Origin of the sequence: Thiolapillus sp., assembly GCF_048562965.1 — a bacterium.
Classification (GTDB): Bacteria; Pseudomonadota; Gammaproteobacteria; order Chromatiales; family Chromatiaceae; genus Thiolapillus; species Thiolapillus brandeum_A.
Genome location: NZ_JBHNMF010000890.1, coordinates 1 through 1,171, shown reverse-complemented (window position 1 = coordinate 1,171; position 1,171 = coordinate 1). Strand labels below are relative to the sequence as shown.

Here is a 1,171-nt window from a genome sequence, read left to right as displayed (position 1 = left end):
TGTAGTAGTTCAGACTTGATCTGACAGTTACCGGTTTGTAGAAGTGACTGTCAGGTCAAATTCAGTTCAATAATTTTTCCTGCCAGATTTTTTTACCATCGACGAGTGTTTCCATTGGAGTTCGTCCACAGCACATCTTGCCTTGGTGCGTCCGTTCATTATTGTAATAAGCAAGCCATTCGTCCAGGTCTTTTTGTAAAGACGCCATGTCCGTATAGATCTTCTTGCGGAAGGTCACCTGGTAAAATTCCTGCAATATCGTTTTGTGGAAACGTTCGCAGATACCGTTGGTTTGCGGTGATTTTACCCGTGTCTTGGTATGATCAATGTCATTGAGCGCCAAATACAGTTGATAGTCATGGCGATCCGCCTTACCGCAGTATTCGGTGCCGCGATCTGTAAGGATTCTCAGCATCGGCAATTCATGCTGTTCAAAGAACGGTAGAACTCGGTCATTGAGCATATCCGCTGCGGTAATTGGCGTTTTGGTCGTATACAGTTTGGCAAAGGCTACCTTGGAATAGGTATCCACAAAAGTCTGCTGGTAGATACGTCCAACGCCTTTGAGCGTACCAACATAAAAGGTATCCTGAGAGCCCAGATAGCCCGGGTGAGCCGTTTCAATCTCGCCACAGGCTTCATCATCCAGCTTTTTCTTCTCAAGAGCCTGCACCTGTGGCTCCGTGAGGACAATCCCTTCTGCGGCAACCTTGGCTTCCAGCGCCTTGAGGCGGTCTTTGAAGTTGGCAAGCTCATGCCTGAGCCAGATACCCCGAACCCCTGTCGGGGAAACAAATATGCCTGATTTGCGCAGCTCGTTGCTGGCGCGAACCTGGCCATGGGCAGGAAAATCAAGGGCATACTCCTTTACGGCCTGCTCAATTTCGGGTTCAACGCGGTTTTTGTGATTCGGTTTACGCCGGTTTGCCTCGAATAAGGCATCAACACCACCTTCTTCAACTGCGGCCTTGTACCGATAGAAAGTGTCGCGAGACAGGCCCATTACCTGGCAAGCTTTGGATACATTACCCAGCTCTTCTGCCAGATTTAACAGACCGACTTTGTGTTTTATGATTTTTTCATTAGTATGGATCATGAGGGTTACCTCTTATGGTTTCGATTAAAGTTCACACTTCTATCAAAACCGGTAACCCTCACTTTTTCAAGTGAT

General features: G+C 47.5%; 1 protein-coding gene. It reads right to left on the bottom strand.

The window, feature by feature from the left end; all coding sequences use genetic code 11:
• Positions 1–61 precede the first annotated feature (61 nt).
• Entirely contained in the window at positions 62–1,096 is a 1,035-nt protein-coding gene (locus ACOCD2_RS20930) for an IS481 family transposase (protein WP_419588022.1), read from the bottom strand.
• Positions 1,097–1,171 lie beyond the last annotated feature (75 nt).

Bases quoted from the DNA above. Each gene is read 5' to 3' on its own strand.
- ACOCD2_RS20930 (WP_419588022.1), bottom strand. From the start codon at position 1,096: ATGATCCATACTAATGAAAAAATCATAAAACACAAAGTCGGTCTGTTA.